At 73.8% G+C, this 25,931-nt stretch carries 25 protein-coding genes; 13 read left to right on the top strand and 12 right to left on the bottom strand.

Annotated features, from left to right (window positions below; translation table 11 throughout):
- The first annotated feature begins 35 nt into the window (after positions 1 to 35).
- The 3 genes from K7854_RS12495 (at position 36) to K7854_RS12505 (ending at position 2,086) form a co-directional block, all read left to right on the top strand.
- Complete coding sequence (locus K7854_RS12495; protein ID WP_226026512.1) at positions 36 to 683, top strand: TetR/AcrR family transcriptional regulator; 648 nt, start codon at positions 36 to 38, stop codon at positions 681 to 683.
- Positions 684 to 998: 315 nt separating this feature from the next.
- Entirely contained in the window at positions 999 to 1,424 is a 426-nt protein-coding gene (locus K7854_RS12500) for a pyridoxamine 5'-phosphate oxidase family protein (RefSeq protein ID WP_226026513.1), read from the top strand.
- Positions 1,421 to 2,086: a pyridoxine/pyridoxamine 5'-phosphate oxidase gene (locus tag K7854_RS12505; protein ID WP_226026514.1), complete on the top strand. Its 666-nt coding sequence runs from the start codon at positions 1,421 to 1,423 to the stop codon at positions 2,084 to 2,086. The genes K7854_RS12500 and K7854_RS12505 overlap by 4 nt, the downstream gene beginning before the upstream one ends.
- 7 nt (positions 2,087 to 2,093) lie before the next feature.
- On the opposite strand, the gene K7854_RS12510 is transcribed toward K7854_RS12505, so the two are convergent.
- Positions 2,094 to 2,711 carry a GNAT family N-acetyltransferase gene (locus tag K7854_RS12510; protein ID WP_226026515.1) on the bottom strand — a complete coding sequence of 206 codons (618 nt, stop codon included), beginning with the start codon at positions 2,709 to 2,711 and terminating at the stop codon, positions 2,094 to 2,096.
- A 100-nt stretch (positions 2,712 to 2,811) separates the two neighbouring features.
- Between K7854_RS12510 and K7854_RS12515 the strand changes: the two genes are divergently transcribed.
- Positions 2,812 to 4,017 carry a flavin-containing monooxygenase gene (locus K7854_RS12515; RefSeq protein WP_226026516.1) on the top strand — a complete coding sequence of 402 codons (1,206 nt, stop codon included), beginning with the start codon at positions 2,812 to 2,814 and terminating at the stop codon, positions 4,015 to 4,017.
- On the opposite strand, the gene K7854_RS12520 is transcribed toward K7854_RS12515, so the two are convergent.
- Complete coding sequence (locus tag K7854_RS12520) at positions 4,014 to 4,901, bottom strand: hypothetical protein (protein WP_226026517.1); 888 nt, start codon at positions 4,899 to 4,901, stop codon at positions 4,014 to 4,016. The genes K7854_RS12515 and K7854_RS12520 overlap by 4 nt on opposite strands.
- A 20-nt stretch (positions 4,902 to 4,921) precedes the next feature.
- A complete protein-coding gene (locus K7854_RS12525) occupies positions 4,922 to 6,241 on the bottom strand; it encodes an MFS transporter (RefSeq protein ID WP_226026518.1) in 1,320 nt (439 codons plus the stop codon).
- Between the two features lie 71 nt (positions 6,242 to 6,312).
- Between K7854_RS12525 and K7854_RS12530 the strand changes: the two genes are divergently transcribed.
- Positions 6,313 to 7,356, top strand: coding sequence for a GlxA family transcriptional regulator (locus K7854_RS12530; RefSeq protein WP_226026519.1), 1,044 nt, complete (start codon positions 6,313 to 6,315; stop codon positions 7,354 to 7,356).
- Positions 7,357 to 7,659: 303 nt separating this feature from the next.
- On the opposite strand, the gene K7854_RS12535 is transcribed toward K7854_RS12530, so the two are convergent.
- The 3 genes from K7854_RS12535 to K7854_RS12545 all read right to left on the bottom strand — a co-directional run bounded on the left by K7854_RS12535 (position 7,660) and on the right by K7854_RS12545 (position 9,662).
- Positions 7,660 to 8,136 (bottom strand): ATP-binding protein, encoded by a 477-nt coding sequence (locus tag K7854_RS12535; RefSeq protein WP_226026628.1) that lies wholly within the window; start codon positions 8,134 to 8,136, stop codon positions 7,660 to 7,662.
- A 563-nt stretch (positions 8,137 to 8,699) separates the two neighbouring features.
- Positions 8,700 to 9,212, bottom strand: coding sequence for an EF-hand domain-containing protein (locus tag K7854_RS12540; RefSeq protein ID WP_226026520.1), 513 nt, complete (start codon positions 9,210 to 9,212; stop codon positions 8,700 to 8,702).
- A gap of 69 nt (positions 9,213 to 9,281) precedes the next feature.
- Positions 9,282 to 9,662, bottom strand: a complete 381-nt coding sequence (locus tag K7854_RS12545; RefSeq protein ID WP_003974572.1) for an STAS domain-containing protein — start codon at positions 9,660 to 9,662, stop codon at positions 9,282 to 9,284.
- A gap of 330 nt (positions 9,663 to 9,992) precedes the next feature.
- Here K7854_RS12545 and K7854_RS12550 point away from each other — a divergent pair, with 330 nt between their 5' ends.
- Both K7854_RS12550 and K7854_RS12555 read left to right on the top strand, forming a co-directional pair.
- Complete coding sequence (locus K7854_RS12550) at positions 9,993 to 10,586, top strand: sigma-70 family RNA polymerase sigma factor (RefSeq protein ID WP_226026521.1); 594 nt, start codon at positions 9,993 to 9,995, stop codon at positions 10,584 to 10,586.
- Positions 10,583 to 11,827, top strand: a complete 1,245-nt coding sequence (locus tag K7854_RS12555; RefSeq protein ID WP_226026522.1) for a zf-HC2 domain-containing protein — start codon at positions 10,583 to 10,585, stop codon at positions 11,825 to 11,827. Before K7854_RS12550 ends, K7854_RS12555 begins: the two co-directional genes overlap by 4 nt.
- Before the next feature lie 192 nt (positions 11,828 to 12,019).
- On the opposite strand, the gene purU is transcribed toward K7854_RS12555, so the two are convergent.
- Positions 12,020 to 12,913, bottom strand: a complete 894-nt coding sequence (purU, locus tag K7854_RS12560; protein WP_226026523.1) for a formyltetrahydrofolate deformylase — start codon at positions 12,911 to 12,913, stop codon at positions 12,020 to 12,022.
- A 61-nt stretch (positions 12,914 to 12,974) separates the two neighbouring features.
- The gene (locus tag K7854_RS12565) at positions 12,975 to 13,421 is read right to left on the bottom strand and encodes an SCO4402 family protein (RefSeq protein WP_226026524.1); all 447 of its coding nucleotides are present in this window, start codon (positions 13,419 to 13,421) and stop codon (positions 12,975 to 12,977) included.
- A 170-nt stretch (positions 13,422 to 13,591) separates the two neighbouring features.
- On the opposite strand from K7854_RS12565, the gene K7854_RS12570 reads away from it, so the two are divergent.
- Entirely contained in the window at positions 13,592 to 14,911 is a 1,320-nt protein-coding gene (locus K7854_RS12570; protein ID WP_226026525.1) for an ABC transporter substrate-binding protein, read from the top strand.
- Positions 14,912 to 14,980: 69 nt separating this feature from the next.
- Here K7854_RS12570 and K7854_RS12575 read toward each other — a convergent pair whose 3' ends face one another.
- On the bottom strand, positions 14,981 to 16,678 hold the full coding sequence (locus K7854_RS12575) for a hypothetical protein (protein WP_226026526.1): 1,698 nt from the start codon (positions 16,676 to 16,678) through the stop codon (positions 14,981 to 14,983).
- 201 nt (positions 16,679 to 16,879) lie between these two features.
- Positions 16,880 to 18,265, bottom strand: coding sequence for an NsdA family TPR-like regulatory protein (locus K7854_RS12580; RefSeq protein WP_226026527.1), 1,386 nt, complete (start codon positions 18,263 to 18,265; stop codon positions 16,880 to 16,882).
- 317 nt (positions 18,266 to 18,582) lie between these two features.
- Here K7854_RS12580 and K7854_RS12585 point away from each other — a divergent pair, with 317 nt between their 5' ends.
- The 3 genes from K7854_RS12585 (at position 18,583) to K7854_RS12595 (ending at position 21,780) form a co-directional block, all read left to right on the top strand.
- Complete coding sequence (locus K7854_RS12585; RefSeq protein ID WP_226026528.1) at positions 18,583 to 19,236, top strand: bifunctional DNA primase/polymerase; 654 nt, start codon at positions 18,583 to 18,585, stop codon at positions 19,234 to 19,236.
- A gap of 127 nt (positions 19,237 to 19,363) precedes the next feature.
- Positions 19,364 to 20,140 (top strand): ABC transporter ATP-binding protein, encoded by a 777-nt coding sequence (locus K7854_RS12590; protein WP_226026529.1) that lies wholly within the window; start codon positions 19,364 to 19,366, stop codon positions 20,138 to 20,140.
- Positions 20,137 to 21,780, top strand: a complete 1,644-nt coding sequence (locus K7854_RS12595; RefSeq protein ID WP_226026530.1) for a transporter — start codon at positions 20,137 to 20,139, stop codon at positions 21,778 to 21,780. The genes K7854_RS12590 and K7854_RS12595 overlap by 4 nt, the downstream gene beginning before the upstream one ends.
- A 56-nt stretch (positions 21,781 to 21,836) precedes the next feature.
- On the opposite strand, the gene K7854_RS12600 is transcribed toward K7854_RS12595, so the two are convergent.
- Both K7854_RS12600 and K7854_RS12605 read right to left on the bottom strand, forming a co-directional pair.
- Positions 21,837 to 22,763: an alpha/beta fold hydrolase gene (locus K7854_RS12600; protein WP_226026629.1), complete on the bottom strand. Its 927-nt coding sequence runs from the start codon at positions 22,761 to 22,763 to the stop codon at positions 21,837 to 21,839.
- A 502-nt stretch (positions 22,764 to 23,265) separates the two neighbouring features.
- A complete protein-coding gene (locus K7854_RS12605) occupies positions 23,266 to 23,958 on the bottom strand; it encodes an iron-dependent transcriptional repressor DtxR (protein WP_226026531.1) in 693 nt (230 codons plus the stop codon).
- Positions 23,959 to 24,180: 222 nt separating this feature from the next.
- On the opposite strand from K7854_RS12605, the gene K7854_RS12610 reads away from it, so the two are divergent.
- Both K7854_RS12610 and K7854_RS12615 read left to right on the top strand, forming a co-directional pair.
- Entirely contained in the window at positions 24,181 to 24,936 is a 756-nt protein-coding gene (locus tag K7854_RS12610) for an SIS domain-containing protein (protein ID WP_226026532.1), read from the top strand.
- A gap of 87 nt (positions 24,937 to 25,023) precedes the next feature.
- Entirely contained in the window at positions 25,024 to 25,896 is an 873-nt protein-coding gene (locus tag K7854_RS12615) for a GNAT family N-acetyltransferase (protein ID WP_226026533.1), read from the top strand.
- Positions 25,897 to 25,931: the final 35 nt, after the last annotated feature.

Below are 25,931 nucleotides of genomic sequence, written 5' to 3' on the forward strand. Positions count from 1 at the left end.
ATCGCGCTCGGATCACCCGTCGGTAAGCTGACGGCATGACAGGACAAGTGCGTACCGTCGACGGCCGCGTGGCCGGTCGACGTGGGCAGGCGACCAGGCAGAAACTGCTCGACTGCCTCAGCGAAATGCTCAGCTCCTCCCCCTATCGCGATGTCAAAGTCATCGATGTCGCCCGCCGGGCGGGCACCTCGCCCGCGACCTTCTACCAGTACTTCCCGGACGTCGAGGGCGCCGTCCTGGAGATCGCCGAACGCATGGCCGCCGAGAGTTCCTCGCTGGCCGAACTGACGGCGGGCCGCTCCTGGGTCGGCAAGGCCGGCTGGCAGACGGCACAGGAACTCGTCGACGGATTCCTGGAGTTCTGGCGGAAGAACGACGCGATTCTGCGCGTGGTCGATCTCGGCGCGGCGGAGGGCGACAAGCGGTTCGCCAAAATCCGCATGAAGATCCTGAACTCGGTGAATTCCCCCCTGACGGATTCCGTCGCCGATCTCCAGGCAAAGGGCAAGGTCGACAAGGACGTGAACCCCGCGGCGATCGCCGGGTCCCTGGTCGTCATGCTCGCGGCCGCCGCCTCGCACCAGAAAGGTTTCTCCTCCTGGGGTGTGAAACAGGCGGAACTCAAGCCGCATCTCGCCCTGTTGACGTACCTCGGCATCACCGGGAAGAAGCCCACGAAGTAGTACGCCGCGCGGCAGCCTGTCATCTCCGCCGCGTCGCCGCCCGCGGCACCTTTGCACCTCCGGCCTCCGGGCCTCCAGCAGTGCTCCACCGTTGCCGCCCCGTCGGCCGCCCGCTCGAACTCGGCGACCGTGCCCCGGCCTCCGGCCCTGCGCCCTCGGCCGCACCGGCACGACGTCCAGCGCCTCGAAGTTCAGCCCCGCTTCGGCCCCCTGCCGGGGAACAGCCGCCCGCCCGGCCGACGTTGTGTCCAGTACCTGCACTCGCCCTCGCACTCGTACCCGCATCCGCATCCGCATCCGCCGGAGGAGACCGCCGTGGCCCTGACCCGCGAAGAGCGTGAGACGTTCCTGGCCGAGCCGCACATCGCCGCGCTCGCGGTGGACGCGGGGGCGGGCCGCGCCCCGCTGACCGTGCCGATCTGGTACCAGTACGCGCCCGGCGGCGACGTGTGGATCATGACCGGCCTCGACAGCCGCAAGAACAGGCTGATCAGCAAGGCGGGCCGGTTCTCGCTGATGGTCGACCGGCTGGAGCCCACCATCCGCTACGTGTCGGTGGAGGGGCCGGTCGTCGAGACGGTCACCGCGACCGAGGAGGACCTGCGGGAGCTGTCCGCGCGCTACCTCCCGGCCGAGAAGGTCGACGGCTACGTCGCCTTCGCCTCGGCCAACCACGGCGAGCAGGTCGTCGTCCGGATGCGCCCCGAGCGCTGGGTCTCCTCCGACCTGGGCTCCGTGTGAGCGACCTGCCCCAACTGCTGAGGTCGCTGCGGGTGTGGGATCCCGCCGTCACCGAACTGCCGCCGTTCGACCCGGCCGACGCGCCCGGCGACCCGCTGGAGCTGTTCACCCGGTGGTTCGCCGAGGCCGTCGCGGCCGGGGAGCGCGAGCCGCACACGGTGTCGCTGGCGACGGCGGACGCCGACGGCCTGCCGGACGTGCGCGTCGTGATGCTGCACGGCGCGGACGCGGACGGCTGGGCCTTCGCCACCCACGCCGACAGCCGCAAGGGCCGCCAGCTCGCCGCCCGCCCGCAGGCCGCCCTCGTCTTCTACTGGCCGGTGCTGGGCCGCCAGGTGCGGCTGCGCGGCCCGGTCGCCGTGGCCCCGGCCGAGGAGGCGCTGGCCGACCTGCACGCGCGCTCGACCGGCGCGCTGGCCGCCGCGCTCACCGGGCGGCAGAGCGCCGAGCTGGACTCCCCGGAGGAACTGGCCCGCGCCTCGGCGGCGGCCTGGGAGCGGGCCGAGCGGGAACCGGACGCCCCGGTGGCGTCCTGGACGCTGTACCGGCTGCGCCCCGCCGAGGTGGAGTTCTTCCAGGGCGAGGCCCGTCGGCGCCACGTACGGCTGGCCTACCGCCGGACGGCGGACGGCGGCTGGGAGCGGCGGCTGCTGTGGCCGTGAGCCGCGCTCACCGCGCGCCGGGCGGCGCCGGCTCCTCGTCCGTCGCCAGCCGCGCGTGCAGGTGCACGTCCCGGAACGCGTCGTGCCGGCCGGCCTCGAACATCGCCTCGCGCAGGGTCCCCTCGGCGCGGTAGCCGCTGCGCTCGGCGACCCGGCAGGAGGCGTCGTGCCCCACGGCGTGGCCCAGTTCCAGGCGGTGCAGGCCGAGTTCCGCGTAGGCCCAGCGGGAGGCGAGGAGCAGGGCCCGGGTGGCGACGCCCCGGCCCCGGGCCTCGGGCAGCACCCAGTAGCCGACCCGGGCCGTCTTCAGCTGCCTGCTGATCTCGCCGAGGCCGATGTGCCCCAGCGCCGTACCGCTGTCCTCGTCGGTGATCCGGAACGACGCCGACCTGCCGTCCGCCGCGTCCCGGGCCCGTCCGCGCAGCGACTCGCGGGCCCCGGCGAGGTCGCTCCACAGCTTGAGCGGCGTGTTCCAGCGCCGGAAGTCGGGGTCCAGATGGCCGCGCAGCCACGTTTGCGCGTCGGCGTCCGAGCCGGCGTCCCAGGCGGTCAGGCGCAGGCCGTGTCCGCGCGGTTCGGTGCGGGGGAGGGAGGGGTCGAGGGTGAGCATGCGTGTGTGGGCCATCGGACCATTCAAGCCGACCCGGTCCCGGTCGTGACCGATCCGCAACCGATTCCGGTCTTGACCGAGACCCATCAACGGAGGGCGCGATTACGCTCGCCGCATGGCCGACTCCACAGCGTCCGCTGCACCGCAGCGGCCCGCCCACCCCGCGGGCCGACCCGTGTACGTCATAGGCGCCGGTCCCGGCGGTCTCGCGGTCGCCCACGCGCTGCGCGCCCGCGGTCTGCGGGCCGTCGTCCTGGAACGGGCCGACCTGGTCGGTTCCTCCTGGCGGCGCCACTACGACCGGCTGCGGCTGCACACCACCCGCCGCCTCTCGTCGCTGCCCGGCCTGCCGATGCCGCGCCGCTTCGGACGGTGGGTGGCCCGGGACGACGTGGTGCGGTACCTGGAGAAGTACGCCGAGTACCACCAGCTGGAGATCGTCACCGGCGTCGAGGTCTTCCGCGTCGAGCCCGCGCCCGACGGGACCGGCTGGCTGCTGCACGCCTCCGGGGGCCGGGAGCTGACCGGCGCCGCGGTGGTGGTCGCCACCGGCCACAACCACACCCCGCGCGTCCCGGACTGGCCCGGCCGGGACACCTACACCGGCGAGTTCCGGCACGCCGCCGACTACCGCGCCCCGGCCCCGTACACCGGCCGGGACGTCCTGGTGGTCGGGGTGGGCAACACCGGCGCCGAGATCGCCGTGGACCTGGTGGAGGGCGGGGCCGCCCGGGTGCGGCTCGCGATGCGCACGGCGCCGCACGTCGTCCGCCGCTCCACCGCCGGGTGGGCCGCCCAGTACACCGGGATCCTGTGCCGGCGGCTGCCGGTCGCGCTGGTGGACCGGCTGGCCCGGCCGCTGGCCCGGATCAGCGTGCCCGACCTGTCGGCCCAGGGGCTGCCGCGCCCCGGCACCGGGCTCTACAGCCGGGTGGCCGAGGGTGCCCTCCCGGTGCAGGACGTGGGCCTGATCGACGCGGTGCGCTCCGGCCGGGTGGAGGTCGTCGCCGCGGTGGACGGCTTCGAGGACGGCAAGGTGCTGCTGGCCGACGGCACCCGCATCGCCCCGGACGCGGTGATCGCGGCCACGGGGTACCGGCGGGGCCTGGAGGGGCTGGTCGGGCACCTCGGCGTCCTCGACGGCACCGGGCGCCCGGTCGTGCACGGCGGGCGCACCCCGGGCGCGGCACCCGGCCTGTACTTCACCGGGTTCACCAATCCCATCAGCGGCATGCTCCGCGAGCTGGCGCTCGACGCCGGGCGGATCGCCGGGGCGGTCGCGAAGCGGCAGGCGGCGAGCGTGTCGCGGCTGCCGGGCTAGTCGCGGGTGAGGATGCGCAGGTCACCGGCGTCCGGGTCGCCGAAGAGCACGAAGAGTTCGGGGTCGCGTTCGGTGCCGCCGACGGTCCAGTACGTCTCCCCGCCGCACGCGCCGGCGGGGCGCAGGAGGACGCCGTCGCGGTCGGTGTCCAGGAACTCGTTGTCCCGTTCCAGCGTCCACGTGGCGGTTCCGTCGCAGAGGGAGAAGTCACCCTCTTCGTCCTCGCCCCCTCGGGTCGGCAGGCGGGTCAGCTCGGCCCTTCCGGTCGGGGACAGCCGCAGCACACTGCCGTGCGCGCCGTGCCAGTCCCCGGCGAGCTGCCCTGCGGACAGCCGAGGGGGCTCGTACCGGTCGGCCAGGGCGGCGGCCGGTATCCCGCACCCGACGAAGAGGACGAAGCCCCCGACCGCCGAACCGAGCCAGACCCGCCGCCCCCTCCACGGCCGTCCGCGCAGGCGGTCGAGGGCCAGCACCGGCAGGACCCCGGCCCCGGCGAACCACGGGAGGGTGTCGCCGAGCGGCCACCCCCACAGCACGCGTCCCAGTACCGACCACCCGGCGCCGATCAGTACGGAGAAGGCCAGGTGCCAGGCCCACTCGGGGCCGCGGAGGGCAGCGGGCCGCAGGCCGGCCAGGGCGGCCGCAGGCGTGATCTGCAGGGTCGCGTGCACGAGCCCGGCCAGCGGCAGAAGCACCGGCACGCAGCAGATGCCGAGGTAGGCGTCGCCGTACCCGTAGTCGTCCGTGCCCGCCTGCAGGGCGAACCACCACGCCAGCCACACCAGCGGCAGCTGCCCCGCGCACAGCGCGGCGGCCCGGTTCCAGTCGTCGTTCGGCCGGACTGGGCGCCGGCCACCGGGCTTGCCCGTCTTCCCCCGCCCCATGCCCGCACCTTACGACCTGCTCATGACAGCACCGCCACCGGAGCCGGACGCCGCCGGATCACCAGGGCCATCAGGGCCGCCGCCGCGCACAGGGCGCCGGAGGCGATCCACACCACGTCGTAGGAGCCGAAGTGGTCGCGGGCCACGCCGCCGAGGAAGGCGACGAGGGCGGCGCCCACCTGGTGGGAGGCGAGCACCCAGCCGAAGACGATCGCGCTGTCGTCGCCGTAGTGCTCGCGGCACAGGGCGAGGGTGGGCGGGACGGTGGCGACCCAGTCGAGGCCGTAGAAGACGATGAAGAAGACCATCGGCGGGTGGACGCTCGGCGCCAGCAGCATGGGCAGGAAGAGGAGGGACACGCCGCGCAGGGCGTAGTAGACGGCGAGCAGGCGGCGCGGTTCGAAGCGGTCGGTGAACCAGCCGGAGGCGATCGTGCCGGCCACGTCGAACACGCCGATGACGGCGAGCAGCGAGGCGGCCGCCGTGATCGGCATGCCGTGGTCGTGGGCGGCGGGCACGAAGTGGGTCTGGATCAGGCCGTTGGTGGAGGCGCCGCAGATCGCGAAGCTCCCGGCCAGCAGCCAGAACGGGCCGGTGCGCACGGCGGAGAACAGGACCGTCAGGGCACGGCGGGCGGCGCCGGGGACGGGCGCGGGCTTGGGCACGAACTCCTGGGCGCCGTACGGCTTCTGGCCGACGTCGGCCGGGTGGTCGTGCAGCAGGAGCCAGACGAAGGGGACGACGGCCAGCGCGGCGAGGGCGACGGTGACGGCCGCCGGGCGCCAGTCGTACGTCTCGACGATCCAGGACAGCAGGGGCAGGAAGATCAGCTGTCCGGAGGCGGAGGCGGCGGTGAGGACGCCGGTGACCAGGCCGCGCCGCTCGGTGAACCAGCGGTTGGTGACGGTGGCGGCGAAGGCCAGGGCCATCGAGCCGGAGCCGAGGCCGACCAGCAGGCCCCAGCACAGGATGAGCTGCCAGGCGGAGTTCATCCACACGGTCAGGCCGGAGCCGAGCGCGATCACCAGCAGCGCGACGGCGACCACTCGCCGGATGCCGAAGCGGTCCATCAGCGCGGCGGCGAAGGGGGCGGTCAGCCCGTAGAGGGCGAGGTTCACGGAGACGGCGGCGCCGATCGTGCCGCGCGACCAGCCGAACTCCTGGTGCAGCGGGTCGATGAGGATGCCGGGCAGGGAGCGGAAGGCGGCGGCTCCGATGATCGTCACGAAGGTGACGGCGGCGACCCACCAGGCGCGGTGCACGCGGGTGCGACGGTTCGGCCGGGTGGGCTGCGGCTGTTCCTCGGAAGCGGCTGTGGCGGCGTCGGTTGTCTGGGTCACGTCATTGAGTCTCCGCACCGGGCCCCGCCCGAACGAGTGGCCCGAAGGACAGCATTCGCTAGGATCGGGCCATGGCCCCTGGCACCCCCGGCACCCTCCGCACCCCCGAGCCCCCCGGCGCCCCCGACCGCCCGCACCGTGTCGTCGTCCTCGCCCTCGACGGCCTGCTCCCCTTCGAACTCGGCATCGCACAGCGCATCTTCGGCCTCGCCCGCGACGAGCACCTGCGCCCGCTGTACGAGGTCGTCACCTGCTCGGTCCGCCCGCCCGGCCCGGTCGACACGGACGCCGACTTCGAGATCCTGGTCGCCAACGGCCCCGAGGCCCTGGCCACCGCCGACACGGTGGTGGTCCCCGCCTCCTACGAGCTGGGCCCGGTCTACGAGCAGGGCGAGCTCACCGGGGAACTGGCCGCCGCGCTGGCCCTCGTGCGGCCCGGCACCCGGATGGTCGCGATCTGCACGGGCGGGTTCGTCCTGGCCGCCGCCGGATATCTGGACGGCCGTCCGGCGACCACGCACTGGGCCTCCGCCGAGCACTTCCAGCGGCTGTTCCCGACCGTGCGGGTGGACGCCGACGTGCTGTTCGTGGACGACGGTGACGTGCTCACCTCGGCCGGGGTCGCGGCCGGGATCGACCTGTGCGTGCACATCGTGCGCCGCGACCACGGCACCGCCGTCGCCAACGACGTGGCCCGCCGCACCGTCGTGCCGCCGCACCGGGACGGCGGGCAGGCGCAGTACATCGAGCGGCCGGTGCCCGATCCGCAGCAGTCGTCCACGACGGGGGCCCGCGCCTGGGCCCTCGGCCGCCTGCACGAGCCGATCCAGCTGCGGGACATGGCCGCCCAGGAGTCGATGTCGGTGCGCACCTTCACCCGGCGCTTCCGCGAGGAGGTCGGCGTCAGTCCGGGCCAGTGGCTCACCCGGCAGCGCGTCGAACGGGCCCGGCACCTGCTGGAGTCCACCGCGCTCTCGGTCGACCAGATCGCCCGGGACGCCGGCTTCGGCACCGCCCAGTCGATGCGGCAGCATCTGCAGGCGGCGCTCGGGGTCACGCCGACCGGGTACCGGCGGACGTTCCGCGCGGAGTTGTCCACAGCCTGTGGAGGATGAGCCGGGTCCGTCCCGGACTCGTCGGGCGGCGGCGCGGGGTGTCCGCCCCGAGCACGGCATCACGCGCCGCCGCCCGACTCCGGCGCTCCCGCCCGGCTCCCGTCGCCCCCGAGGGAACCGCCGCCGACACGACCCACGCTCGTCGAGGGCTCCGTCACCGAGCCCTCGTCGTCCCCTCGCGGCGAATCGTTGCCTACAAGCGTGAGGAAACGGTCACGATCCGTCAACCAGCGAGGAGGGTTTCAGCAGTTGCGTCCCGTTTCGCCGGGGACGCGCACGGAAGCACACCCCGGCGCACGGCCGTCACACCACTTCGTACGCGAACCCCTCGTACGCCACCGCGCCGCCGCCGCTCCCGCAGACCGGCGGGGCCTGCTCGCCCGCGGCGCACCGGTCCAGTTCGCACCAGATGCGCTTGCCGGTGCCCTCCCGGCTCCAGCCCCAGCGGTCGGCGAGGCCGTCCACGAGGGCCAGGCCCCGGCCGCCCGTCGCCTCGCCGCCCGCACAACGCGGCACGGGGGCCCGGTCGCTGGCGTCGTCCACTTCGAGGCGGACGGTGGCCTCCTCGGTCTCCCCGGCCACCGCGCCCGGCAGCACCAGCCGCAGCACCGCCGAACGCCCGGTGTGCACCACGGCGTTGGTGACGAGTTCGGAGACGAGCAGGACCAGCGTCTCGGCGAGCGGTTCGTCGGCCCGTATCCCCGATCCGGCGAGCCGCGAACGCGCCCAACGCCGGGCACGCCCCACTTCCGAGGGGTCTGGACGGACCTCCAGCTGCACTTGAAGCACCTGCACCGCTCACACCATCCGAACCGGCGGACACAAAGGCTCGCGCCTCATGAGGGCCACGATCGTAGCCATTTCCAGCATGGCCAGAACAACGGCCGGGGCAGGGATCACGGAACGTGAATCCCCTGCGGGACAGCATGGTTGACGTACAGTCACGCCAACAAGCGCTTCGGGCATATTCCAGCGCGAAGGAGTACTCGTGCGCCATACTGTGCGACGCGCGTTCCGGGGAGTCGAACAGACTGCGCCCGACGGCCGTCGCACCCTGCGGGGCAAGGCGCACACCGCCGGTTCCGGGGCCGCCCCAGGGGCAACTCCGGCACGGCTGGCGCTCGGGACCACTCGCATCCCCCACAAGGTACCGGAGTGTGGCGCCGACTCCGGGCCGTAACGGGCCACTCGGCGGACACGAGCCGGTATCAACGCTGCGTGACGCCCTCGTGCCACGATCCGCGACACCGGGGGGCGCGGTCCTCCGGTACGCGCTCCCGGGCCCGGTGACCTGCTCGGCCCGGCGACCTGCTCGGCCCGGCGACCTGCTCGGGCCCCGCGGCCTACTCGGGCACGGTGAAGTAGCGGGCGAAGGCCGGGACGACCTCCGCCTCCCCCACCTTGCCGTCGCCGTCCGTGTCGAGCGCGTCGGCGACCGGCCCGGCCACGTCCGCGGGCACGCCGAACGCGGTCAGCGCCCGCGCGGCGTCCGCGACGGTGACCGCCCCGTCACCGTCGGTGTCGGCGACGTCGAGCGCGGCGTGCAGGAAGGGCCGGGCGATCTCGGCGAAGCGGTCCGGCTTGTCCCGCAGCCGCTTGACCGCCGCGGTGACGAACTCCTCACGGGTGATGCGCTGGTCGCCGTCCCGGTCGGCGATGCCGGCCAGGCCCTGCCAGAGCGCCTCGGCACCGCCGTACAGGGCCTGCCCCTTGTCGGAGCGGGCGGCGACGCCGAACTCGGCGAGCAGGGCCTTGGCCGCCCCGCTGAAGTCGGAACGGTCGATGTGGCCGTTGCCGTCCTGGTCGAAGGTGGTGAACCGCGCGGCGATCCTGCGCTCGTACTCGCTGTTGACCATGGTCTCTCCGGCCGCCTCACGTCGGTTTTCGGGGGTACGTCCCGCCGGGAGCGTACGCCGTCGGGCGGACTACGCGGACAGGGGCCGCGGCTCGTCGCCGGTCGCCGAGGCGAGGTCGGGGTGGCAGTCGAAGAGCCGGCGCACCCCGAGCGCGCCGAGGACCCGGTTGACGTGGGAGCCGTCGACGGCACCCTGGGCGGGCAGTATCAGGCGCAGCCTGCCCTGGCAGGAGCGGATGAGCCGCCGGGACGCGATGAGCACCCCGACCCCGCTGGAATCGCAGAACAGGACGTCGGAGAGGTCCAGGACGAGGCTGTGCCGTCCCTCGGCCACCTCGTCGTGCACGCGCTGCCGCAGCACCGGTGACGTCACCAGGTCCAGTTCGCCCGACACCTGGAGCACGGCCCACTGGCCCCGCTCGCCGCCGGTCACGTTGAACGTCACCACCATGCCCTTCATTCGTCGGAACGTCTGGAACCCTCGGGCATTCACCCGAAACGGAAGCCATGCCTTCGCTTCTTGGCGGCGCGCCTGCCCACCGGCCGTTCCCGCAAACGCCGTGACGGAAACGGAAGCCGGTCGGAAGTGGCTTGTTTCAGACGGTTTCGATCCTGTTCGATCGAATTTGGTCGCTCGTTAGAGGGTAGTGGAGGCACATATCACCTCCGGCCGGTCGGGGGCGCGCATTGGAACAAAGGGGCGTGCGCTGTCGGACGTGCCGACTACATTCGGGGAGAGGGCGGCCGCAGGCTGGGACCGAGGAGGGGGTGGAGGGACCGCATGGCGAAGAGGAACGCACCACTGCGCTGGGACCGCAAGATGCAGCAGCGGCTCGCCCGTGGCGAGGCCGCCGCCCTGGGTGAGCTGTACGACCGGTTCGCCTCGCTGGTGCACGGCCTGGCGCACCGCGTGCTCGACGACGAGCGGGCCGCCGACCACATCACGCGCGACGTCTTCGCGCACGTCTGGGAGCACCCGGACGCCTACGACCACCGGCAGGGCCCGCTGCGCACCTGGATCGCCTCGCTCACCCACCGCTTCGCCGTCCAGCGGCTGCGCGCCACCGAGACCGCGGCCCTCGTCCGGGGCGGTCCGGGCACTGCGGAGGAGCTGGAGACCAAGGTCCGGCACGCCTCGGTCGCCGCCCGCGCCGACTACATCGTCCAGTCCATGCCGGCCCCGCTGCGCGCCGCGCTGGAGCTGGCCTATTTCCAGCGCCGCGACTACCGCCAGACCGCCGCCGACCTCGGCGTCACGGAGGACGAGGCCCGCCGCCGGCTCCGCCTGGGCCTCCAGCTCCTGGCCACCGCCCGCGACGCCGGCGCCGCCCCGCGCCCGCCCGGCGCGCCGCCGGAGTACGGGGGTGCGGCATGAAGGCGTACGACGAGAACGACGGGCCCGAGGGGCCCGGGGACGACGACGGGGCGGGCACCGGCACCGGGCCGCGCATACCGCTGCCCCGCGCGTCCGTCGAGGACGGCGGGCGGCCCCTGCCCGAGCCGGCCCTCGCACTGGAGCACCAGGTGCTGACGTCACTGCTCGGTGCGTGGGCGCTGGCCGCCTGCTCGGCCCAGGAGGCGGCGGCCGTCGAGGAGCACCTCGGTCAGTGCGAGGCCTGCGCCGAGGAGGCGCTGCGGCTGCGCGAGGCCGTCACCCTGCTCCAGCGGCCGGAGAGCCTCGACCTGGACCCGGCGCTGCGCACCCGGGTCCTGGAGGGGTGCCTGGAGCGGCGTCCGCCCCGCATTCCGGTGCCCGAGTGGGCCACCCCCTACGACGCCGAGACCGCCCGCCTGGACGCGCTGCTCCAGGACTTCGGGGACGCCGAGTGGCACGCCCCGGTCCGGCTGCGCTGGTTCGAGGACGACGGCACCGCGAGCCGCCGGACCACCGTCGCCGGGGTCATCGCCCACCTGCTGACGGTCGACGGGACGGTCGCGGTCACCCTGGGCCTCGACGACCCGCTGGGCGACATCACCGCGCCCACCCGCGCACCGGCCGCCCGCACGGAGGCCTACTGGCGGGCCTCGCACTACCCGCCCACCCGCGCGGTGCGGGCGCCCTGGCGTGAGCAGAGTCACAGCATCGTCCGGACGGTGGCGTTCACCGGCGACGCGGGCGGGATGCCGGTCTCCTACGGCGACTTCGAGCTGCCGTTGCGGGACGCGATGCTGGACCGGGCGTTCGAGTGCTGGGTGCACGCGGAGGACATCGCCGAGGCGGTGGACTACCCGTACGAGCCGCCGTCCGCGCGCCATCTCAACGGCATGATCGACCTCGCCGCCCGGATGCTGCCGGGTGTCCTCGCGGCCCGTCGCCGGGCCGGTCTGGCCGCGCCCGGCGGCCGCCCGCACCTGGTCGCCGCGGGCGAGCCGGGGCGCAGCGTGCGGCTGGAGATCGAGGGTTCGGGCGGCGGCGAGTGGCTCATCCCGCTGGACTCCCCCGGCGCGGTGGGCTCCGCCGACCACGAGGTGGCCCACGTCGCACTGGACGGCGTGGAGTTCTGCCGGCTGGCGGCGGGCCATGTGCCTCCGGCGGAGGCGGTGGCGGGTCAGGTCGGGGACCGGGAGGCGATCCGCGACGTGCTGTTCGCTGCGGCGAGCTTGAGCCGGTTGTAGGGGGCGGTTGCGGTTTCGTCGGCGGCTGCGGGTGGTGTGTGATTGCTCGCGCCCACGCGGCGGAGCCGCATATTCAACACAGCCCCGCGCCCCTTGAGGGACGTGCAGTGAACGCCCCTTCAGGGGCGCGGGGAACTGCGCGACAAGCCACGACGCACCCGCAGCCGCCCGCGAAACCGAACCCCCGCCCCGCTAGGCGAAGACGACCGTCCGGCGGCCGTTCAGCAGAATCCTCCGCTCCGCGTGCCACTTCACGGCCCGCGCCAGCGCCTGGCACTCCACGTCCCGCCCGATCGCCACCAGCTGGTCCGGCGTGACGTCGTGGCCGACCCGCTCGACCTCCTGCTCGATGATCGGCCCCTCGTCGAGGTCGGCCGTCACATAGTGCGCCGTCGCACCGATCAGCTTCACGCCCCGCGCGTGCGCCTGGTGGTACGGCTTCGCGCCCTTGAAGCTCGGCAGGAAGGAATGGTGGATGTTGATGATCCGCCCGCTGAGCGCCTTGCACAGGTCGTCCGAGAGGACCTGCATGTAGCGGGCCAGCACGACGAGTTCGACGTTCTCCTCGCGCACGATCTCCAGGACCCGGGCCTCGGCCTCCGGCTTGGTGTCCTTCGTCACCGGGATGTGGTGGAAGGGGATGTCGTAGGACCCCACCAGTTCGGCGAAGTCGGTGTGGTTGGACACCACCGCCGCGATCTCCACCGGCAGCGCGCCGATCCGCGCCCGGAAGAGCAGGTCGTTCAGGCAGTGCCCGAACCTGCTCACCATCAGCACGATGCGCATCTTCGCGTCGGCCCGGTGGATCTGCCAGTCCATGTGGAAGGCGTCACCGATCGCGGTGAAGCTGGCGCGCAGCTTGTCCACGGTCACCGGCTCACCGGCCGAGAAGTGGACCCGCATGAAGAACAGACCCGTGTCGTGGTCCCCGAACTGCTGGCTGTCCTCGATGTTGCAGCCGGTCATGAACAGGTAGCTCGACACGGCGTGCACGATGCCCTGCTTGTCGGGGCAGGACAGGGTGAGGACGTACTGGTCGGCCGGGGCGTCGGCCGAGGGGACGGCGGCGGAGGACTGCGCGTTCATGCAGCACAGGGTCCCATATCCGGCCACCCGGACCGCGTGCCGTCCCGTCAGGCGGACCGGCTCAGGCGGACCGGGTCAGGATCTGCAGCACCTCGAGCGTGCGCGGCGCCGCGTCCGGGTCCTCGCCGTCGCTGGTGGCCAGCCGTACGTGCGCGTCGCGCGCCGCCCGCACCGCCTCCGGCCAGTCCGCGTGCTCCAGGTACGCGGTCACCGGCGCGTCCGGCCCCACCTGGTGCATGATCCGCAGGACCCGCAGCACGGCGGTGTCGACCAGCGCCGCCTCCTGCGAGTCGCGGAAGACCGTGCCCACGTACTTCTCGGCCGACCAGTGGTCCAGCCAGGTGTCCTCCACCAGGCGGTACACCGCGTCGGTGACGTCCCCGTAGCCGTCGACGCCGGCCAGCCAGACGTCCCGCTGGAAGGCGGGGGCGGAGAGCATGTGCAGCGCGGAGCGCACCTGGCTGCGCCAGCGCCACCACGGCATGTCGTTGAGTGGCATGCCGCCCATGGTGGAGGAGCGACGGCCGCGACGGGAAGAGTTCTCCGAACCTTGCACGATCGTCGATCCTACGTTCCTCTTGTCCGCCTCCCTCCGGCGCCCGCAATTCACCTCCGCGTCACCACGCGTTGACCGCAGGTCACTCCCAGGTTGGCCGGGTGACGGAATCGTGCGGGTACATGACCGGCAGGCGACCCACCCGCAGCACTCTCCCCGGCGGCCTCCGCGGCCGCTCCCGGGCCACCCGCACCGGCGTCCTGTCCGCGGGCGCGCTGGTGGCGTGCGCGTCACTCGCCGTCGGCTGCGGGGTCGTCCCCGGTGCCACGGGGGGCTCCGGGGGCGACGCCCCGATCACCGTCATGACCTGGGCGCCGCAGGACACCGGCGCGACCAACAAGCCCGGCATGCCCGCCCTCGCCCAGGCCTACGCCCGCTGGGTCAACTCCCAGGGCGGCCTCGGCGGCCGCAAGCTCAACGTGCTGACCTGCAACGACCACAACGACAGCGTGGCCGCCGCGAAGTGCGCCCGCCGTGCCGTCAAGGAGAACGCGGTCGCCGTCGTGGGCTCCTACAGCCAGTACGCCGACTCCTTCTTCCCCGTCCTGGAGGGCGCCCGCATCCCGTACATCGGCGGATACGGCCTCACCAACACGGAGTTCACCAGTCCGCTGTCCTACCCGGTCAACGGGGGCCAGCCGGCACTGCTCGCGGGGCTCGGCAGCGCGCTCGCCGACTCCTGCGGGCCGGTCACCCTGGTGCGCCCCGACACGATCGCGGGCGACCAGCTGCCCGTGCTGCTGGACTCGGGGCTGACCTCGGGCGGGCACGAGCGGGCCCACGACCAGCGGGCGGCGGAGGACGCCACCTCGTACGACGACCAGTCCGGGCGGGCGCTGGCGCGCGAGGGCACCGGCCAGGGCGAGCCGGGGTGCGTGGTGCCCGTCCTCGGCGACCGCACCGGCACCTTCATGGACTCCTTCCGGCGCGCGAGCGAGGACCACCCCGACGTACGGACCGCGACCGTGCTCGGCAGCGTCGACCAGACGACGATCAACGCGAGCGGCGGGGCGTCCGGGCCCTACGAGGGGGCGTACGTCACCGGCTGGTACCCCTCGGTGGGCGACCCGGCCTGGGACGGGCTGAAGCAGCTGATCAAGGAGCAGGCGTTCGGGAACAACGACGTGGACGCGGCGGACGCCGGGGTGCAGACCACCTGGATCGCGTACACCGTGCTCAAGGAGGTCGTCGAGTCGCTCGGCGACGGCGAGGTGAGCGCCGACACCGTACGCCGGGCCCTCGACGGCGGCCTGGAGGTCACCACCGGCGGACTCACGCCCGACCTGCGGTGGACGTTCGCCGACAAGCTGGCCTCGGTCGGCTTCCCGCGCCTGGTCAACGCCGACGTCACCCTCCAGGTCGTCCGCGACGGCCGCCTGGTCTCGGCCCGCAAGGGCGCCGTGGACACCACCCGCACCCTGCAGAACGCGGACGTGGCCTAGCCGGGCCCGCCACGGGGTCGTTGGCACGGCCGAGGCCCGCCACGGTACGGGCCCCGGTCCGGCCACCGGTCACAGCTGGGTCGGCTGGCGTTCGGTCAGGCCGTACTTCTTCGCGATGGCGTTCCAGAGCTTGGCGGCCTTGGCCTTCTCCTTGCTGGCCGTGCCGCTCTCCCGGTTGGCCGCCGAGGGCTGGGTGACGGCCTTGCCCTTCTTGCAGCCCTTCTTGCCCGCCGTCCGGTCGGCCCAGGCCGCGTAGTGGTTGTCGGCCGAGGCCGAGGCCTGCCACGCCTTGGTGAGCGCGGCGGTCAGCTCGGCGTGCTGCGGCAGCCGGTCCACGGAGAGCTTGCCGAGGCTGTCCACCAGCCCGCTGCGCTGCTTGGCGGCCTCGCGCAGGTCCTTGGCCGCCTGGGACAGGTTGTCGCAGGTCTTCACGTCGCCCACCGCGTTGATCACCGTGGTGCGGCCGGTGCCGCTGTCGGCGAGCAGTTTGTCCAGCTCGACGGCCTGCTGCCGGGCCGGGTCGACGGACGGCGAGGCCGGCGCGGACGCGGACTCGGAGGCGGGGGCCGTGGCGGACACCGTCTGGTTGCCGCCCTTGTCCTCGTCCTGTCCTCCGCCGGCCATCATCGCGCCGGCGCCGACCCCGACGACGACGATGCCCACGCCGACGGCCGCCAGGAGCGGCACCCGGGAACCGGAGCGCCCGCCCCGGCCGCCTCCGCCGTCGTCGTTCCCGCGCCGCCTGCCGCCGCCACCGCCGCCGCCCGGGCCCTGCGGGGCGTACCCGGGCTGGTCGGACGGGTACGGCGACTGCGGCGCGTCGAAGCGCGGCATCTGCTGGGTGGCCGAGGCCGGGCCGTCGGCACCGGGCGCGCCGCGGAAGAGGTTGTCGAACTCGGCGGGCGGCTGCCGCCCCTCGTCGGCGCCTGGCCCGGCACCGAACGGGGCCCCGGCGGGGCCGCCGGGCACGGGCGCGATGTACTGCGTGGCCTCGGCGTCGGGATTGGGCGCGGGTGCGGGTGCGGCGGGCGGGGGCTGGTGCCCGGCCGCGGGCCGCGCGGCGTAGTGCGGTGCCTGGCCGAGGTACTGCGTCGACTCCGCGGCGTGCGGCTGCGCGGGTCTCTCCGGCGGCAGCGCGCCCGGACCCGCGGGCGGGACCGGCGGCAGGTACTGGGTGGCGCCCTCGTCGGCGGGCGCCGGCGGTATGTGCGGTATGTACTGCGTCGCGCCCTCGTCGGCGGGCGGCAGCGGCGCGGCACCCCCGCCGTGCTGCTGATGCTGCTGGTACTGCTGGGGCACGGGCTGCTGCTGGTGCTGCCCGTACGCCGGCTGCGCGCCGTAGGACGGGTCGCCCGCCGGGGCCCCGTACGACGGCGGCTGCGCGCTCTCCGGCGGCAGCGGGCCGGGTCCGGCCTGCGGCGGCAGGGCACCGGGGGCGGGGGCCGGGGCGCCCTGCGCGGGCCAGGCCTGCGGCGCCGGCTGCGGCGCGGACTGCTGCGGGGACTGCGCGGCGCCCCACGGCTGGGCGCCGGGCGGGGTCGGCCAGCCCTGGCCGGCGGACGGGCTCTGCTGCTGGTCGGGGCCCCAGGGCCGGTCCCAGGCCTGGCCGCCGGGCGGCGCCGAGGCGGGCGCCGGGCCGCCGGTCTGCGGGCCGACGGGAGTGCCGGCCAGACCGGGCAGCAGGGGTTCGCCACCGTCCGAGGGCAGCACGATGCCTTCGCGCGCTTGCCGCGCCGAGGGCTCCTCGCCCTGTCCACTCTGCGTCACCGGGACTCCTACGAATGGGGGACCTTCGGAATCGTCGGCTCACGCTACCGGGTCCCCCGAGCCCGCTGCCACGCCGCCCGGGGCGTCAACTCCTTCCCTGTGACAGCAGTAACAAAACCGGGCCGCGGCACGCTGTTGATGTCCCTTTCCGCTCACCGCGGCGCGGTTTCACGCGTGTTCACGCAGGCGCACCCCCGCCGTTCACGCGGCGGCCTGCAGATCGAGCCGGGCGCCGAACTCCCTGACCACGGCTTCTTCCCGGTAGGGCTCAAGCCGGGCCTGGAAGTCGTCCAGGTACTCGGCGCCCCGGTTCGAGCGCAGCGTCTCCAGCAGTTCCACCGCCTTCGTCGCCGTGTTGCAGGCCTGTTCGATCTCCCGCTGCTGCACCTGCGCCGTGGCCAACAGCACATGGCCGATGGCCCGCCTGCGCGCCCGGGTTTCGGGGTGCCCGTCCAGGGACTGCCGTGCGTAGCGGGCGGCCGCGTCCGCCTGGCCCAGGTCCCGGTGGCAGTGCGCCAACTCGTCGGCGAGGTAGGCGTCGTCGAAGTGCGCGATCCACACCGGGTCGTCGCCGGAGGCCGGATCGGCCGACTCCATCGCGCCGACCGCCCGCCCCGCCGCCTCGTGGGCCGCCCGTACGTCGCCGAGCAGGGCGTGGCCGCGGGCCTCGGCCGCGTGGAACATCGACTCCGCGCGCGGCGTCACCCGCCCGCGTGCGCCCTCCTGCGCGGCCCGCGCCAACTGGGCGATCTCGCGCGGGTTTCCGAGCTGTGCGGCGAGGTGGCTCATGGAGGCGGCGAGGACGTACCCGCCGTAGCCGCGGTCCCCGGCCGCCTGCGCGAGCCGCAGCGACTGGATGTAGTACCGCTGGGCGAGCCCGGGTTGGCCGGTGTCCACGGCCATGTACCCGGCCAGTTCGGTCAGCCGGGCGACCGTGGCGAACAGGTCCCGCCCCACCGCCTCCCGGTAGGAACCGGCCAGCAGCCCCGAGACGACGCTGTTCAGGTAGTGCACGAGGACCGGCCGCACGTGCCCGCTGCCGTACTGGTGGTCCAGGTCCACCAGCGCCTGCGTCATCGCCCGCACGGCCGCCACGTCGGACTGCCCCACCCGCGGCCCCGCCGACCGCGACACCTGCGGGTCGGGGGCGGAGATCAGCCAGTCCCGGCTGGGCTCGACGAGCGCCGAGGCCGCGACGGAGGAACCGGACAGGAAGTCCCGGCGCCCCACGTCGCTGCGCCACAGCTCGCAGACCTGCTCGATGGCCCCCAGTACCGTCGGCGAGAACTGGAGGCCGACACCGGACGCGAGGTTCTTGCCGTTGGCCATGCCGATCTCGTCGATCGTGACCGTGCGGCCGAGCTTGCGTCCGAGCGCCTCGGCGATGATCGCCGGTGCCCGGCCCCGCGGTTGCTGTCCGCGCAGCCAGCGGGCCACGGAGGTCTTGTCGTACCGCAGGTCGAGACCGTGCTCGACCCCGCACACGTTGACCCGGCGGGCGAGGCCCGCGTTCGAGCAGCCCGCTTCCTGAATGAGCGCCTGCAGTCGTTCGTTCGGCTGCCGCGCGACGAGAGGCCTTGCGGCCATGGCGTAACCCCCATGCGGTCTCATGCGGTCTCGATGCTGTCCCGGCGGATCGCTCGACGAAACGCGACGAATCCGGCCGTGAAGATCAATGCCCAGTCGATGTGCCGACAATGCGAGACTTGCGAAGCTTGCAATGCTTACGAGGATTGCCGGGGTAACGGCCGGTGCCGGCCCCAGTGCTGGCTACCCAGCTCCCGCGGTGAATCCTCCTGCGCGCCCCCGCGTATGCACCCATGCGCCCCGAATGCGGCGCCGACGCACCTCCCCCGCGCGCAGGGCGCCCGTAACCCCCGGTGAGCACGGGAGTTGAGATCGACGTGGAAGAGACCATCCCCGGCACCGAAGCCGCCCAGATCCCGCAGCAGCGCGGCACCTCGCTGCTGGAGACCGCCGTTCGCTACGCCGAGGAGCGTCACTGGGACGTGTTTCCCGGCACCTGGCTGGTGCCCGCCGACGGGGCGCAGCGCTGCTCCTGCGGCGATGCGGCGTGCGCCGCCCCGGGCGCGCACCCGGCGCGCGAGGACTGGGCGGCGCAGGCGACCGGCAGCGCGACCGGCGCCCGGCGGATGTGGCAGAAGCAGCAGACGGCGTCGATCCTGCTGCCCACGGGGCGGACGTTCGACGCGATCGACGTGCCCGAGACCGCCGGGTTCCTGGCCCTGGCGCGGATGCAGCGGATGGAGCTGACCCTGGGGCCGGTGACGCTGGCGCCGGACCGGCGGATGCGGTTCTTCGTGCTTCCCGGGGCCGGGGTGAAGGTGCCGGACCTGGTGCGGCGGCTGGGGTGGTCGCCCCGGGCCCTTGATCTGGTGGTGCTCGGGGAAGGGGCGTACGTGGCGGCGCCGCCGACGCGGTTCGGGTCGGCGGGGGCGGTGCAGTGGGCCTGCCGGCCGACGGCTGCGAATCGGTGGCTGCCGGATGTGGAGGAGCTGATCTCGCCGTTGGCGTATGCGTGCGGTCGGGATCGTTAGGGGCGCCTGTTCATGTGCCGGGTGCTGTGATCCGGCGGGTACCGGCCGAGCGTGGCTTTTCGGGCGGTTCCCCGCGCCTCTTTACCGGCGTTGCTCCCCCGTAGGCTTCAACTCGACGGAGGGAGATGTGGTGAGTAGCAGCGCCGTGCGGGTTCAGGGGCTCTGGAAGCGGTTCGGGCAGCAGGTCGCCGTGGGCGGGATCGATCTGGAGTTGCCGGCCGGGAAGTTCATCGGGCTCGTCGGGCCGAACGGGGCCGGGAAGACCACCACGCTCTCCATGGTGACCGGGCTGCTGCGGCCGGACCAGGGCTCGGTCGAGGTCGTGGGGCACGACGTGTGGCGCGATCCGGCCGAGGTGAAGGCCAGGATCGGGGTGCTGCCCGAGGGGCTGCGGCTGTTCGAGCGGCTGTCGGGACGGGAACTGCTCGGCTACACCGGGCGGTTGCGCGGGCTGCCCGGCGAGGAGGTCGACAAGCGGGCCACCCAGCTGCTCGACGTGCTCGACCTGGCCGGGGCCCAGCACAAGCTGGTCGTCGACTACTCGACCGGCATGCGGAAGAAGATCGGCCTGGCCGCCGCGCTGCTGCACAACCCGGAAGTGCTCTTCCTGGACGAGCCGTTCGAGGGCGTCGACCCGGTCTCCGCGCAGACCATCCGGGGCGTGCTGGAGCGCTACACCGCCTCCGGCGCCACCGTCGTCTTCTCCTCCCACGTCATGGAGCTGGTGGAGTCGCTGTGCGACTGGGTGGCCGTCATGGCCACCGGACGCATCCGGGCCACCGGGACGCTCGCCGAGGTGCGCGGCGAGGCGGCCTCGTTGCAGGAGGCCTTCCTCGAACTCGTCGGGGCGCAGGGCCGGGACGCCGGGTCGGACCTGGACTGGCTGGGCGGCGGTTCCCGATGAGCGCCGGGACCGCACCGGCCGCACCGAAAACACCGGCCGCACCGGTCTCCTCCGGCGCGTCCCTCACGTCCGTCTTCGTACGGCTGAAGCTGTCGCTGCTGCGCAACGGGCTGCGGCAGTCCGGCGGGCGGCGGGCGGCCTACATCGCCTCGGTCGTCGTCGTGCTGCTCTTCGCCGCGCTCCAGCTGATCGGCCTGATCGCCCTGCGCGGGTACGCGCACGCGGACTCGCTGATCGTCCTGCTCGCCGCGGTGCTCGCGCTGGGCTGGGCGGTGATGCCGCTGTTCTTCCCCGGCGGCGACGAGACGCTCGACCCCACCCGGCTGGTGATGCTGCCCCTGCGGCCCGGCCCCCTGGTGCGGGCCCTGCTCGCCTCCTCGCTGGTGGGCATCGGGCCGCTGTTCACGCTGTGCATGTTCGCCGGTTCCGTGGTCGCGGTCGCGCACGGCGGGGCGGCGTACGCCGTCGGGGTCGTCGGCGCGGTCCTCGCGCTGCTGGTGTGCGTGACCCTGGCGCGGTCCGTGGCCGCCGCCAACGTACGGCTGCTGACCAGCCGCAAGGGGCGCGATCTCGCGGTGCTGAGCGGGCTGGTCGTCGCGGTCGGCGCGCAGCTCGTCAACTTCGGCGCGCAGCGGCTGGGTTCGTCGGGGCTGGGCGAGCTGGACCCGGTGGCCGACGTGGTGCGCTGGGTGCCGCCCGCGTCGGCGGTCGGTGCGATGGACGCGGCGAGCGACGGTGCGTACGGCACCGCACTGGCCCAGCTGGCGCTGACCGCCGCCGCGCTGGGGCTGCTGCTGCGGGTGTGGGCCCGCCACCTGACGCGGCTGATGACGGCGCCCGACGGCTCCACGATCCAGAGCCACACCGAGGCGGTGCGCGAGCGCGACTCGGCCGGACTCGCCCGGTGGCTGCCGGCCGGCCGTACCGGCACCACCATGGAACGCACCCTGCGCTATGTGTGGCGGGACCCGAAGACCAAGGCGGCGTGGGTGACCTCGCTGGCCATCGGTCTGATCGTGCCGGTGTTCAACGCCTGGCAGGGCACCGGCTCGGTCTACTTCGCCTGCTTCGCCGCCGGGATGCTCGGCATCCAGATGTACAACCAGTTCGGGCAGGACACGTCCGCGTTCTGGATGGTCGCGATGACGATCTCCTCGACCCGGGACGCCTACGTCGAGCTGCGGGCGCGTGCGCTGGCGCTGCTGCTGGTCACGCTGCCGTACGCCACCCTCGTCACGGTGCTGACCACCGCGATGCTCGACGACTGGCGGGCCCTGCCCGAGGCGCTCGGCCTGTCCTTCGCGCTGCTCGGGGCGATGCTGGCGACCGGCGCGTGGACGTCGGCACGCTTCCCGTACTCCATCCCGCAGGACGGGTACAAGAACGTCGCCCCCGGTCAGGTCGGGCTGGCCTGGGTGTCGATCTTCGGCGGCATGATCGGCGCGGCCCTGCTGTGCGCGCCCGTCATCGCGCTGACGATCTGGCTGAACGTGCGCGAGGGCGCCGGGGACCCGGGCTGGGTGCTGCTGCCGGTCGGCGCGGTGTACGGCGCGGCGCTGACCCTGCTGGGCCTGCGGCTGGCCGCGCCGCGCACGGCGGACCGGCTGCCGGAGATCCTCACGGCGGTCAGCAAGGGGTGACGGGCCCTGCCGGGGCGCTCAGGCGTCCCGGAGGGGCTCAGGTGTCCCGGGGGTGCTCAGGCGTCCCGGAGGGTGTCCAGGAAGGGCTCGATGGCCGTCCGCCAGGCCTCCGGCTGGTCGTAGTGGACGAGGTGGCCGGCGTCGGCGACCTCCGCGTACTGGCCGTCCGGCAGGACGCGGACCATCTCCTGGGCCTCGGCGCGGCCCAGCTCGCCGTCGAGGCCGCGTACGACCAGGGTGGGGCAGCGGACCTGGGCCAGCTCCTCCCAGTGGGCGTCGTACACCCAGGTCTCGCGGGAGCGCAGCATCTGCTCGGGGTCGAAGACGGGGCGCCAGCCGTCCGGGGACTCGGCCATCACCTCGGCGTAGAACTCGCCGCGGGCCGGGTTCGGGCGCTCCACCCACGGGTCGTCCTCGCCGAACCACTTGCGGACGTCGGCGAGCGTGGCGAAGGGGACAGGCCAGGCACGGAACCACTCGGTCCAGGTCTGCTGGGAGGCGGCGCCGAGGGCGGAGGCCCGCATGTCGCAGATGATCAGACCGCGGACCAGGTCGGGGCGTTTGGCGGCGAGCTGCCAGGCGGTCAGCGCGCCCATGGCGTGCCCGATGAGGACGGCCGGGCCGAGGCCGAGCTGCTCCAGGGCGGCCTCGACGTCCTCGACGTAGGCCTCCCTGGTGTAGGAGGCCCGCGGGGGCTTGTCGCTGCGGCCGTGGCCGCGCTGGTCGAGGGCGACGGCCCGGTGGCGGGCGGAGAGCCAGCGGGCCGTGGGGGCCCAGTGCGAGGCGCGGCCCATCAGGCCGTGCAATAAGAGCACTCCGGGCAGGTCGGCCCCGCCGGACGCGGCGGGGGACGCGGGCGGGGACGGTAAGGCGGACGGGGACGTGGACGGGTCGGGCGCCCGGTCCGTCTTGGGAGGGTCGCCGAACTCCCAGGCCGCGAGGCGTACGCCACCCGCGCCGGTCACGTCGATGCGCCGCGCCATCGGTCCTGGCACCCCCAAGCTCCGCTCGGACCCGCCCGCCCTCGCGGGCCGGGGCCGGTCCTGTGAACCGTGTCCTGCCTGCCGTGCAGGGTACCGATTTTATCGAATACCCATTCGAAATAGCCGTCCCGCCGAGCAACACCCCTCATTCGAGTGACACCGCTCAGGGATTGATCGCCGCCGCCCAGGGGAGATCTTCAACGGGAGGCGGACCGCTCGGGGAAATCGGTCCGAGGGGATTGACCTTGAGAGCTCGGGGCTCCAGGTCAGCACAGGGGAGGACAGGCCCCGGCGCCACTCGGCGCCGGGGCCCTCTGAGTCTTTCCGGCACGGCCCCTCCCCCTCTCCGGCCCGGATGACATCGCTGTCGTCCACCGCCAAGAGCCCCTCGCGTCCTCTGCCGCACGCCACAGCCTTGCACGCGAAACGTCCGGCCGCTGCGATTCGGCCCACTGGGGCCCGAATCGTGGAGACCGCGACGCCGGACCCCCGCCGGGCGCGGTCAGCGCTTGGCGACGAACACGTGGGAGGCGGTCTCCGACTCCAGCTCGGCGGCCTCGCCGCTGCTGCCCACCAGCACGCCGCCCGCCGACTCGGTCACGCTCACCACCGAGCCCGGCTGCACCCCGGCCCGGCGCAGCGTGTACATCAGCTGCGCGTCCGTCTGGATCGGCTCGCCGATACGGCGCACGACGACCGTCTTGCCCTCGACGCCCGGGTCGAGGTCGGCCAGGGACACCATGCCCTCGTCCAGGAACGGGTCCGCCCCGTCCGTCTCGCCCAGCTCCTCCAGGCCCGGGATCGGGTTCCCGTACGGCGACTCGGTCGGGTGCCGCAGCAGCTCCAGCACCCGGCGCTCGACCGCCTCGCTCATCACGTGCTCCCAGCGACAGGCCTCCGCGTGCACCTGCTCCCACTCCAGGCCGATCACGTCGACGAGCAGGCACTCCGCGAGCCGGTGCTTGCGCATCACACGCGTCGCCAGCCGCCTGCCCTCCTCGGTCAGCTCCAGATGCCGGTCCGCCGCCACGGACACCAGCCCGTCGCGCTCCATCCGCGCCACCGTCTGGCTGACCGTGGGACCGCTCTGGTCGAGCCGCTCGGCGATCCGGGCGCGCATCGGGACCACACCTTCCTCCTCCAGCTCCAGGATGGTGCGGAGATACATCTCCGTGGTGTCGATCAGTCCGGACATACGTGCCCCTCGATGAGATTGCCGGAGGCTGCGGCCCACCGGCGCGTGCGCTGGCCCTGCAACCAATTCTGACGCATACCACCGACAACCGTGCCTCGCCGCGAAAAGCCGGGCCCGACGGGTCCGTCCACGGGCCTCCGCACCGGGTTGACGCCGTATTGACACCGCGCTGGTCCAGACCGCACCGTGATCCGCGACGCAGCCACATCGAAGGGGTCCCGCATGAGCGATCACAAGCCGGCCGGCCAGTTCCTCGACGCGGCGATCGACCTCCTGCGGCGCGTCCGCGACGAGGAGGCGGACAGCATCGAGGCGGCGGGCACCCTGCTCGCCGACACGGTGCGCGACGGCGGCCGGCTCTTCGCCTTCGGCGCCGGTCACTCCTCCCTCCCCGCCCAGGACGTCGTCTACCGCGCCGGCGGACTCGCCCTGATGAACCTGCTCGCCGTGCCCGGCGTCGTCGGCGTCGACGTGATGCCGGCCACGCTCGGCTCCGCCCTGGAACGCGTCGACGGCCTCGCGAGCGCCGTCCTCGACTCCTCCCCGCTGCGCGCGGGCGACGCCCTGGTGATCATCTCCCTGTCCGGGCGCAACGCCCTGCCCGTGGAGATGGCCATGAACGCCCGCGCCCTCGGCGTCCGGGTCATCGGCGTGACGTCGGTGGCGTACGCCTCCGAGACGACCTCGCGGCACGCCTCCGGCACCTTCCTCAAGGACCACTGCGACGTCGTACTGGACTCCAAGATCGCCGTCGGGGACGCGGAACTCACCCTCGACACCGTCCCGGCGCCCTTCGCACCCGCCTCCACGGTCGTCACCAGCGCCCTCATGCAGGCCATGACGGCCACCGCGGCCGCCGCCCTCGCCGACCACGGCATCGAACCCCCGCTGCTGCGCTCGGGCAACGTGGACGGCGGCCACGAGTGGAACGGCCGCGTACTGGAGCAGTACCGGGACCGCATCTTCTACCGCCGCTGACCGAACGCGGCCACCGGGCCCGGCCGCCGGCACCAGCCGCGCCCGGTGCATTGATCGTTCTCGCACCGCTCGCCTACGGTTCCGCCCATGACGAGACGACAGGGGGAGCCGCCGGTCAGGCGGGCGGTGGTCAGCGGGTCGGCCTTCGAGGAACGGATCGGGTACGCCCGGGCGGTCGTCGACGGCGACCGGGTGCACGTGTCGGGGACGACCGGGTTCGACTACGCGTCGATGACGATCTCCGGGGACGTGGTGGAGCAGGCCGAGCAGTGCCTGCGCAACATCGGGGCCGCGCTGGCCGAGGCGGGGTGCACCTTCGCGGACGTGGTGCGGGTGCGCTACCTGCTGCCCGAGCGGGAGGACTTCGAGCCGTGCTGGCCCGTGCTGCGGCGGGCGTTCGGGCCGGTGCGGCCGGCCGCGACGATGATGGTGTGCGGGCTCGCGGACGAGCGGATGCGCATCGAGATCGAGGTGGACGCGCGGCGCGGGACGGTCGCGGCCGGGGCGGGCTCGGCGCTGCGGATCGAGCCGGTGGAGGGCGACGCCATGGTGGAGCAGTGGCGCCACGTGCACAACGTGATCGTGCCGCCGGCCGCCATGAGCCTCGACGAGGCGCGGGAGCGCGTCGGGCGCAACCGCCTGGCCAACGCCTACCTGGGGGACGTACTCGTCGGCTGCTCGACCGTGCGGCCGCCCCGGGGCGAGGAACGGGTGGCGACCGTGATCGCGCGGGTGCTGCCGGCGTACCGGGGGCGCGGGATCGGGACGGCGCTCTACGGGGCGGGGCTGGCGCACGCGCGCGAACTGGACGCCGGGGCGGTGGAAACCGTGGTGCTGGCGGCCAACGCCGACGGGTTGCGGTTCGCCGGGGCCCGCGGGTTCGTGGAGAAGGAGCGGTACGTGCTCGACGGCGAGCGCGACGAATGGGTCGACCTGAGGCTCGCCGCCGCCCCGGCGTGACCCCGCCCGCGCCCCTCATGACAGCGGCTTATGCC

It is taken from the genome of Streptomyces hyderabadensis (assembly GCF_020404845.1).
Lineage (GTDB): Bacteria > Actinomycetota > Actinomycetes > Streptomycetales > Streptomycetaceae > Streptomyces > Streptomyces hyderabadensis.